Below are 11,204 nucleotides of genomic sequence, written 5' to 3' on the forward strand. Positions count from 1 at the left end.
CGATCCGGTGGAGCCGCAGGGTCAGGAGGGGTCGAGCTCCTGGTCGATCAGCTCGAAGATGTCGTCGATGGTCGCGCTCCGGAGCCGCTCGTCCGACCCGTCGGCGTCCGTTCCGGCCGCCTCGGCCGCCGGGGTGTCGGCGAGTCCGGCGAGCACGGCCTGCAGGCGGGTCCGGACGCCGGCCCGCAGAGGTTCGTCGTCCGATCCGAGGGTGGCGAGGACCGCCTCCAGCCGGTCGATCTCGCCGAAGACCGCCACCGCCGGTGCCGGCGGCTCGGGTGCGAGGTCGGTCCGGATCCGGTCCGCCAGTGCGAGGGGGTTCGGGAAGTCGAACACCAGCGTCGCGGGCAACCGGAGCCCGGTGGCGGTTCCGAGCCGGTTGCGCAGTTCCACGGCGGTCAGCGAGTCGAAGCCCAGGGCCTTGAACTCGCGGCCCCGCTCGACGTCCTGCGGACCGCCGAGGCCGAGCACCGCCGCCACGTGCGTGCGCACGACGTCCAGCAGGGTGCGGGTCTGCTCGGCCTGCGGCAGGCCGCTCAGCTTCTGCCGCAGGGTGTCCGCGCCGCCCGTCGGGGCCTCGGCCGTGCGCCGGGCGGGCGTGCGGACCAGGCCGCGCAGGATCGCCGGAACGGCGGCCGTGCCGGCGCCGCGGTCGGCCGCGGTGTCGAAGCGCACCGGGACCACCAGGGCGCCCTCCCCCGACCGGGCGGCGTCGAAGAGTTCCAGGCCCTCCTTCACCCGGAACGGGACCAGCCCCGAGCGTGCCATCCGTCCCCGGCCCGACTCGTCCATCCCGGCCGCCATCCCGCCCTCGGCCCAGGGGCCCCAGGCCAGGGCGGTCGCGGGCAGGCCGGCCGCCCGTCGGCGCAGGGCCAGCGCGTCGAGGAAGGCGTTGGCCGCCGCGTAGTTGCCCTGCCCGGCGCTGCCGAGGGTGGCGGCGACCGAGGAGAACAGGACGAAGGCCGACAGGTCGAGGTCGCGGGTGAGCTCGTCCAGCACCAGGGCCGCGTCCACCTTGGGGCGCAGCACCGCCGCCAGCCGCTCGGGGGTCAGCGAGGTCACCGTGCCGTCGTCCAGCACCCCGGCCGCGTGGACCACGGCGGTCAGCGGGTGGTCGGCCGGGACGGTCGCGAGCAGCGCGGCGACGGCCTCCCGGTCGGCCGCGTCGCAGGCGGCCACGGTCACGTCCGCGCCCAGCTCGGCGAGTTCGTCGCGCAGTTCGCGGGCGCCCTCGGCCGCGAGGCCGCGCCGGCCGGTCAGCAGCAGCCGCCGCACACCGTGCTCGGTGACCAGGTGCCGGGCGACGTGGCCGCCGAGCGCGCCGGTGGCTCCGGTGATCAGCACCGTGCCCTGCGGGTCGAGCGGCGCGGGCACGGTGAGCACCAGCTTGCCGGTGTGGCGGGCCTGGCTGAGGTGGCGCAGCGCGTCGGGTGCCTGCCGGACGTCCCAGCCGGTGACCGGCAGCGGCCGCAGCACGCCCGCCTCGAACAGGTCCACCAGGGCGCGGAGCGTCTCGCCGATCCGGTCCGGTCCCGCCTCGATGGTGTCGAAGGCGCGGTAGGAGGCGCCCGGGTGGGCCGCGGCGACCTGCGCGGCGTCACGGACGTCGGTCTTGCCCATCTCCAGGAAGTGCCCGCCGTCGGCGAGCACCCGCAGGGACGCGTCGACGTACTCGCCGGCCAGGGAGTTCAGCACGACGTCCACGCCGCGGCCGCCGGTCGCGGCCAGGAAGTGCGGCTCGAAGTCGAGCGTCCGGGAGGAGGCGAGGTGCGCCTCGTCCAGGCCGTCGGCCCGCAGCGCCGGCCACTTGCCGGGGCTCGCCGTGCCGTAGACCTCGGCGCCGAGGTGGCGGGCCAGCTGGGTGGCGGCCATGCCCACGCCGCCGGCCGCGGAGTGCACCAGCAGCGACTGGCCCGGGCGCAGGCCGGCCAGGTCGACCAGGGCGTAGTGGGCGGTGAGGAAGGCGATCGGCGCGGACGCGGCCTGGGCGAAGGTCCAGCCGCGCGGCATGCGGGCCACCATCCGGTGGTCGGCGACCGCGAGCGGGCCGAAGGTCTCGGCGACCATGCCGAAGACGCGGTCCCCGACGGCCGTTCCGGTGACTCCGGGCCCGGTCTCGACGACGACGCCGGCGGCCTCGCTGCCGAGTGTCGCCGCGCCCGGGTACATGCCGAGGGCGATGAGCGCGTCTCGGAAGTTCACCCCGGCGGCGCGCACGGCGATCCGGACCTGTCCCTGGGCCGGCGGGGCCGTGGCGGCCGGGTTCTCGGTCAGCGCCAGGCCGTCCAGGGTGCCGGTGCCGTCGGTCGTCAGCCGCCAGCCGGCCGCGCCGGGGGCGGGGCGCAGGGCGGCGCCGGGTTCCGTGCGGGCCAGCCGGGGGGCGTGGGCGGCCCCGCGGCGCAGCGCGAGCTGCGGCTCGCCGGCGGCCGGCGCGGCCGGCAGGGCGCCGACGGAGTCCGGGTGGCCGTCCAGGTCGACCAGCAGGATCCGGTCGGGGTTCTCCGACTGGGCGGAGCGCACCAGGCCCCAGGCGGCGGCCTGGGCCGGGTCGGCCACGGACTCGCCGGGCTCGGCGGCGACCGCGCCGCGGGTGAGCAGGACCAGCCGGGAGCGCGCGGTGCGTTCCTCGGCCAGCCAGGCCGTGACCAGGGCGAGGACCTCACGGGTCGTCCGGTGGACGTCGGCGGCGCTCTCCCCGCCGGGGGCCACCGGGGCGAGCACCACCGGCGGGGGCGTGGCTCCGGCGTCCAGGGCGGTGGCGAGCGCGGTGAGGTCCGGGTGGGCGGTGAGGTGCACGCCGGCCGGCGCCAGGGCGGTCGCGGCCGGGGCGGCGGGGTCGTCCGCGCCGAGCAGGGCCCACTCGACGCCCTCGACGGGTGCGGTCGACAGGGGAACCGTGGGCCAGGCGATCCGGTACAGCCCGTCCTGCTGCTCGGTGCGGCGCGCCCGGGCGAGCCCGCCGGTGGAGACGGGGCGCAGGACGAGGGAGTCGACCGAGGCGACGGGGCGGCCGGTGGCGTCGGCGACCAGCAGCGAGACGGCGTCCTGCCCGGCCGGGGCCAGCCGCACGCGCAGCGCGTGTGCGCCGGTCGCCGCGAGCCGCACGCCGCTCCAGGAGAACGGGATCCGCCCCTGACCGGTGTCGGGCAGCAACCCTCCCAGGCCGACCGCGTGCAGGGCCGCGTCCAGCAGCGCCGGGTGGACACCGAAGCCGCCGGCCTCCGTGCCCTCCGGCAGCGCGACCTCGGCGAACACCTCCTCCCCGCGCCGCCACACCTTGCGCAGCCCCCGGAACACCGGGCCGTACCCGAACCCCAGCTCCGCCAGGCGCTCGTAGTAGCCCTCGGTCGGCACGGCCTCCGCCGCGGCCGGCGGCCAGGCCGACAGTTCCTCGTCGGCGGCCGGGCCGGCGGTGACCAGGGTGCCGGTGGCGTGCGAGGTCCACGGGTCACCGGTCCCGGTGCCGTCCGGCCGGGAGTGCACCTGGACGGTGCGGCGGCCGGTCTCGTCGGCGCCGCCGACCGTGATCTGCAGCTGCACCGCGCCCCGCTCGGGAAGGACCAGTGGCGCCTGGAGCGTCAGCTCCTCCAGCAGGTCGTCGCCCACCTCGTCACCGGCCCGCAGCACCAGGTCCACCAGCGCCGTGCCGGGCAGCAGGACCGCGCCCGTCACGAGGTGCTCGGCGAGCCAGGGCTGGGACGCCAGGGAGAGGCGGCCGGTCAGCAGCGCGCCCTCTCCTCCGGCGAGCGCGACCGCCGCTCCCAGCAGGGGGTGCTCGGCCGGGCGCAGGCCCGCGCCGGTGAGGTCGCCGGCCGCGGGCGGGGCGTCCAGCCAGTAGCGCCGGCGCTGGAAGGCGTAGGTCGGCAGGTCGACGCGGCGGGCGCCACGGCCGGCGAAGACGGCGTCCCAGTCCAGGGCGACGCCGTGGGTGTGGAGGTGGGCGAGGGCGGTGGTGAAGGACTCGGCCTCGGGGCGGCCGGCGCGCAGGGCCGGAACGGCGACGGTGGCCGCTTCGCTGTCGGCCAGCGACTCGCGGGCCAGGACGGTGAGACCGCCGGGCCCGACCTCCAGGAAGGCTGTCACGCCCTGGGCCGCCAGCGCCGCGACGGCGTCGGCGAACCGGACCGCGTGGCGGGCGTGGCGCACCCAGTGCTCGGGGTCGGCCAGCTCCTCGGCGGTGACGAGCTGTCCGGTGAGGGTGGAGACGATCGGCACGGTGGGCGCGGCGAAGGCGACGCGCTCGACGACCGCGCGGAAGTCCGCGAGCACCGGCTCCATCAGGGGCGAGTGGAACGCGTGCGACACGGCGAGCCGCTTGGTGCGGCGGCCGTCGGCGACGAGCAGCTCGACGATCGCGGTGACCGCGTCCTCGGCGCCCGAAAGGACCACCGAGGAGGGGCCGTTGACGGCGGCGATGCCCACCAGGTCCTCGCGTCCGGCCAGCAGCGGCAGCACCTCGGCCTCCGCGGCCTGCACCGCCACCATCACCCCGTTCGACGGCAGCCGCTGCATGAACCGGCCGCGCGCCGCCATCAGTTCGGCGGCGTCGGCCAGCGGGATCACCCCGGCCACGTGCGCGGCGGCGTACTCACCGATCGAGTGGCCGGCGAGGAAGCCGGGCCGTACGCCCCAGGACTCGATCAGCCGGAACAGCGCGACCTCGATCGCGAACAGGGCCGGCTGGGTGAACTCGGTGCGGTCGAGGAGTGCCGGGTCCTCACCGAACACCACGTCACGCAAGGGGCGTTCGAGGTGGACGTCCAGGTGGGCGCAGACCTCGTCGAAGGCCTGCGCGAACACCGGGAAGGACGCGGACAGTTCGCGCCCCATCCCGAGCCGCTGGCTCCCCTGGCCCGAGAACAGGAACGCGAGCCCGGCGTCCGGCAGCGCGGTGCCGCGCACCACCGGGCCGGCCGGCTCGCCGTCCGCCAGCGCGCGCAGGCCCGCCAGAGCGCCGGCCGTGTCCGGGGCGACCACGACCGCGCGGTGCTCCAGGGCGGCCCGTGCGGTGGCCAGGGTGAGGCCGATGTCCGCCGCGCCGAGCCGCGGGTGCTCGACCAGGTGGGCGTGGAGCCGCTCGGCCTGCCCGCGCAGGGCCTGCGCCGTGGTTCCCGAGAGGACCCACGGTGTCGCGGTGCCGGCTGCCGGGTCCGGGGCCGTCGGGACGGGCTCGGCCGGGGCGGGCGCTTGCTCGATGATCACGTGTGCGTTGGTGCCGCTCACACCGAAGGACGAGATCCCGGCGCGGCGCGGCCGCTCGTCCCGCGGCCACGCGACGGGCTCGGTCAGCAGCTCCACGGCGCCCGCCGACCAGTCGACGTGCGGGGTGGGCTCGTCCACGTGCAGGGTCCTCGGCAGCACCTCGTGCCGCAGGGCCTGGACCATCTTGATGATGCCGCCGACCCCGGCCGCCGCCTGGGTGTGACCGATGTTGGACTTCAACGAGCCCAGCCACAGCGGGCTTTCGCGCTCCTGCCCGTACGTGGCCAGCAGCGCCTGCGCCTCGATCGGGTCACCGAGCGTCGTCCCGGTGCCGTGCGCCTCCACCACGTCCACGTCGGCCGCGGACAGTCCCGCGTCCGCGAGGGCCTGGCGGATCACCCGCTGCTGGGCGGGGCCGTTGGGGGCGGTCAGGCCGTTGGAGGCGCCGTCCTGGTTCACCGCACTGCCGCGCACCACCGCCAGCACCGGGTGCCCGTTGCGCTCGGCGTCCGAGAGCCGCTCGACCAGCAGCATGCCCGCGCCCTCGCCCCAGCCCGTGCCGTCCGCGGCCGCCGCGAAGGGCTTGCAGCGGCCGTCGGCGGCGAGCCCGCGCTGCCGGCTGAACTCGATGAACGCGTTCGGGCTGGACATCACCGTCACCCCGCCCGCGAGGGCGAGCGAGCACTCGCCGCGCCGCAGCGCCTGCGCCGCGAGGTGCAGGGCGACCAGCGAGGAGGAGCACGCGGTGTCGACCGTCAGGGTCGGCCCCTCCAGGCCGAAGGAGTAGGCGATCCGGCCCGACACCACGCTCGCCGAACTGCCGGTGCCGATGTAGCCCTCCAGGTCCTGCGGCACGCTCAACAGGCGTGAGGCGTAGTCCTGGTAGCCGGATCCCATGAAGACGCCGGTCCGGGTGCCGCGCATCGCGTCCGGGGCGATCCCGGCCCGTTCGAAGGCCTCCCAGGTCAGTTCGAGGAGCAGCCGCTGCTGCGGGTCCATGGCGAGTGCCTCGCGCGGCGAGATGCCGAAGAACGCGGGGTCGAAGTCGGCGACGTCGTAGAGGAATCCGCCGTCCGCAGCGTAGGTGGTGCCCGGCCGGTCCGGGTCGGGGTCGTAGAGCGCCTCCAGGTCCCAGCCCCGGTCCGCCGGGAACCCGGCCACCGCGTCGCGGCCCTCGGCCACCAGTCGCCACAGCTCCTCGGGCGAGCGCACCGCTCCCGGGTAGCGGCAGCTCATCGCGACGATCGCGATCGGCTCGTCGTCGAGCGACACGCCCGTGGCAGCGGCCGTCGGCGTGGCCGCCTCGACGGCGCCGGTCAGCTGCGCGCGCAGGTGGGCGGCCAGCACGGCGGGCGACGGGTGGTCGAAGACCAGGGTCGCCGGCAGCCGCACGCCGGTCGCCGCGGCCAGCCGGTTGCGCAGCTCGACGGCGGTCAGCGAGTCGAAGCCCAGCTCCCGGAAGGCCCGGTCGGCGGCGACCTGCTCCGAGCCGCCGTGACCGAGCACGGCGGCCGCCTCGGCCCGGACCAGGTCGAGCACCGCGCGCCGCTGCTCGGCCTCCGCCAGCGCGGTCACCCGCCGCACGAAGGCGGGCACGGCCGCATCGGCGGCCGGTTGCGGGTCGGCGGCCGCCAGCGCGGACCGGACCTCCGGCAGGTCGGCGAGCAGCGGGCTGGGCCGCATCAGGGTGAAGGACGGCGCGAAGCGCGCCCAGTCGACGTCCGCGACCGTGACGGCGGTCTCCTCGCGGTCCAGCGCGCCCCACAGCGCGGAGATCGCCGACTCCGGGGCGAGTGCCGGCAGTCCGCGCAGCCTGAGGCGTTCCTCGGCGTCGCCGTCCTCGACCATGCCGCCGCCGGCCCAGGGCCCCCAGGCCACCGCCGTCGCGGCCAGTCCGCGTGCCCGGCGCCGCTCGGCCAGCGTGTCGAGGGCGGCGTTGGCCACCGCGTAGGCGGCCTGGCCCCCGGCGCCCCAGACGCCGGAGATCGAGGAGAAGAGCACGAACGCGTCCAGCTCGCGCTCGCCCAACAGCTCGTCCAGGTGCCGCGCGCCGGCGACCTTCGCGGCCACCACCCGGGCGAACTCCTCCGGTGTGGTGTCGGCCAGCAGGCCGGGCGTGCCCACACCGGCGGCGTGCACCACGGCGGTCAGCGGGTACTCGGCGGGCAGCCCGTCCAGCAGGCGCGCCAGCGCCTCCCGGTCTGCCACGTCGCACGCGGCGACGGTGACCTCGGCGCCCAGCCCGACGAGCTCGTCGCGGAGTTCCGCCGAGCCCTCGGCCGCGAGGCCTCGGCGGCCGACCAGTACCAGGTGCTCGGCGCCGTCGCGGGCCAGCCGGCGCGCCACATGGCCGCCGAGGGCGCCCGTGCCGCCGGTGATCAGGACGGTCCCGCGCGGGCGCCGGGCGGCGCCCGCCGTGACGGCGCCCTGCGGGGCGCGCGTCAGCCGGCGGACGTAGACGCCCGAGCCGCGCACCGCGAGCTGGTCCTCCGCGCCGGAGCCGGCCAGCACGGCCGCCAGCCGGCGGGCGGCGCGCTCGTCCAGCACCTCCGGGAGGTCCACCAGACCGCCCCAGCGCCGGCCGTGCTCCAGTGCCGCCGTCCGGCCCAGCGCCCAGACCTGCGCCTGGTGGGCGCTGCGGACCGGGTCGGAGGAGCCGATGGAGACGGCGCCCCGGGTGGCACACCAGAGCGGGGCGTCGAGGCCGGTGTCGCCGAGCGCCTGGACCACCGCGAGGGTGGCGGCCAGGCCCGCCGGGAGCACCGGGTGGACGGGGTGCGGCCGCTCGTCCACCGCGAGCAGGGAGAGCACCCCGGTGACGGTGGCGGCCTCGGGGGGAAGACCGGCGAGGACGCCGCGCAGCTGCTCGGCGACGGTTTCGCGGCCGGCCGCGGTGTCCACGACGACCGGGACGACCTCCTCGCCGTGCTCGCGCAGCGCGCCGACGACGGCCGCTCCCCAGCCGTCGCCGTCCGGCCCGGCGGGCAGCAGGACGAGCCGGCGCCCGCTCGGAGCGGCCTCCTTGAGGTCGCTCGCGGGCTTCCAAGTGATCCGGTAGCGCCAGCCGTCCACGGTGGACTGCTCCCGGTGCGTGCGCCGCCAGCTGGAGAGCGCGGGCAGGACGGAGGTCAGCGGGGCGTCCTCGGTCACCTGGATGCGGTCGGCGAACGCCGCGAGGTCCTGCCGCTCCACCGCCTCCCAGAAGCCGGCCTCCACCGGGTCCGCGGCGGCGTCCTCGGTGGCTGAGAAGGCCGAGGACTCCAGCCAGTAGCGGCGACGCTCGAAGGCGTAGGTGGGCAGGTCGTCGACGCGTCGGGTGCCGCGACCGGCGAGGACGGCGTCCCAGTCGAGGGTGATGCCGTGGGTGTGGAGCCGGGCCAGGGCGGTGGCGAAGGCCTCGGCCTCGGGGCGGTCGGCGCGCAGGGCCGGGACGGCGACGGTCTCGGCCAGGCTCTCCTGGACCATCGGGGTCAGGCCGCCGGGGCCGATCTCCAGGAACGCCGTCGTTCCCTGGCCTTCCAGGGTCTGCACGGCGTCGGCGAACCGGACGGCCTGGCGGACGTGGCGCACCCAGTAGTCGGGGTCGGCCAGCTCCTCGACGGTGACAAGGTTTCCGGTGAGGGTGGAGACGACCGGGCGGGTCGGCTCGGCGAAGGTCACCCGCTCGGCGACCTCGCGGAAGCGGGTCAGCATCGGCTCCATCAGCGGCGAGTGGAAGGCGTGCGAGACGGCGAGCCGATGCGTGCGGCGGCCGTCGGCCGCGAGCAGCTCGGCGACCTCCGCCACGGCGTCCTCGGCACCCGAAAGGACCACCGAAGACGGGCCGTTGACCGCGGCGATACCCACCAGGTCCTCACGGCCGGCCAGCAGCGGAACCACCTCGTGCTCGGCGGCCCGGACCGCCACCATCGCGCCGCCCGACGGCAACTCCTGCATCAACCGGCCACGCGCCACCACCAGTTCGGCAGCGTCCGCCAACGAGATCGCACCCGCGACGTGCGCGGCGGCCAGCTCACCGATCGAATGACCGGCCAGGAAGTCCGCCCGCACACCCCACGACTCCACCAGCCGGAACAGCGCCACCTCCACCGCGAACAACGCCGGCTGGGTGAACTCCGTCCGGTTCAACAGCTCCGCGTCCTCGCCGAACACCACCTCACGCAACGGCCGTTCGAGGTGGACGTCCAGGTGCGCGCAGACCTCGTCGAAGGCCTCCGCGAACACCGGGAACGACGCGTGCAGCTCACGCCCCATCCCCAGCCGCTGACTCCCCTGCCCCGAGAAGACGAACGCGAGCTTGTTGCGCCGCCCCGCGACTCCCCGGACCAGGCCCGCGTCGGCGTCGTCCCGAGCCAGCGCCTCCAGCCCGCGCAGCAGCCCGTCCCGGCCGGTGCCGACGACCACCGCCCGGTGCGGCAGGGCGGCACGCGAGAGGGCCAGCGAGCGGCCGAGGTCGGCGGGATCCACCGCCGGACGCTCCGCCAGGTGGGCCAGCAGCCGCCGGGCCTGCCCGCGCAGCGCCTGCTCGCCGCGGGCGGAGAGCGGCCACAGCACCACCGGAGGCTCCGGCCGCTCGTCCGCCGGCTCCTCCGCCCGGTCCTCCGCGGGCGCCGCTTCGAGGATCACGTGCGCATTGGTCCCGCTGACGCCGAACGACGACACGCCCGCCCGCCGGGGCCGGTCCCGCTCCGGCCAGTCGACGGCCTCGGTCAGCAGCCGCACCGCCCCGGCCGACCAGTCGACGTGCGGCGACGGCTCGTCCAGGTGCAGGGTCTTCGGCAGCACGCCGTGCCGCATCGCCATCACCGTCTTGATCACACCCGCCACACCCGCCGCGGCCTGGGTGTGACCGATGTTCGACTTCAGCGCCCCCAGCCAGAGGGGGTGTTCACGCTCCTGGCCGTAGGTCGCGAGCAGCGCCTGCGCCTCGATCGGGTCGCCCAGCGAGGTACCGGTCCCGTGCGCCTCCACCGCGTCCACCTCGGCCGCGGACAGTCCCGCGTCCGCCAGCGCCTGCCGGATCACCCGCTGCTGCGCGGGGCCGCTCGGCGCGGTCAGGCCGTTGGACGCGCCGTCCTGGTTCACCGCGCTGCCGCGCACCACCGCCAGCACCGGATGCCCGTTGCGGCGGGCCTCCGACAGGCGCTCCACCAGCAGCATGCCGACGCCCTCGGCCCAGCCCGTACCGTCGGCGGCGGCGGAGAAGGGCTTGCAGCGGCCGTCGGCCGCCAGCCCGCGCTGCCGGCTGAACTCCATGAACGCGCCGGGCGTCGACATCACGGTCACACCGCTCACCAGGGCGAGCGAGCACTCGCCGCGCCGCAGCGCCTGCGCCGCCAGGTGCAGGGCGACCAGCGAGGACGAGCACGCCGTGTCCACCGTCACCGCCGGCCCCTCCAGGCCGAAGGAGTAGGCGATCCGGCCCGACACCACGGCGGCGGCGTTGCCGGTGCCGAGGTAACCGTCGAAGTCCTCCGGCGAGTTGGACAGCCGCGCGTAGTCCTGCCCGTTGGTACCGGCGTAGACACCCGTCCGGGTGCCCCGCAGCGTGCCCGGGTCGAGGCCGGCCCGCTCGAAGACCTCCCAGGTGGTCTCCAGCAGCAGCCGCTGCTGCGGGTCCATCATCAGCGCCTCGCGCGGCGAGATCCCGAAGAAGCCGGCGTCGAACTCGGCGACGTCGTGCAGGAATCCGCCCTGGCGGACGTAGCAGGTGCCCGCGTGGTCCGGGTCGGGGTCGTAGAGCGCCTCCAGGTCCCAGCCGCGGTCGTCGGGGAAGCCGCCGATCGCGTCGCCGCCCTCGGCGACCAGCCGCCACAGGTCCTCGGGCGACGCGACGCCGCCCGGGAAGCGGCAGCTCATCGCCACGATCGCGATGGGCTCCGCGGCGTCCTCCACCAGCTTCCGGTTCTGGCGACGCAGCCGCTCGGTCTCCTGGAGGGAGGCCCGCAGTGCTTGAACGATCTTGTCGTTCGAGGTGGTCATCATCTGCTCCGTACTCAGGC

1 protein-coding gene is annotated in these 11,204 nt (G+C 76.5%); it reads right to left on the reverse strand.

Annotated features, from left to right (window positions below):
- Nucleotides 1-21 precede the first annotated feature (21 nt).
- Nucleotides 22-11,202 (reverse strand): type I polyketide synthase, encoded by an 11,181-nt coding sequence (locus ACFU9E_RS23855; protein WP_380715331.1) that lies wholly within the window; start codon nt 11,200-11,202, stop codon nt 22-24.
- Nucleotides 11,203-11,204 lie beyond the last annotated feature (2 nt).

Origin of the sequence: Kitasatospora sp. NPDC057595, assembly GCF_042800875.1 — a bacterium.
Taxonomy (GTDB): Bacteria; Actinomycetota; Actinomycetes; order Streptomycetales; family Streptomycetaceae; genus Kitasatospora.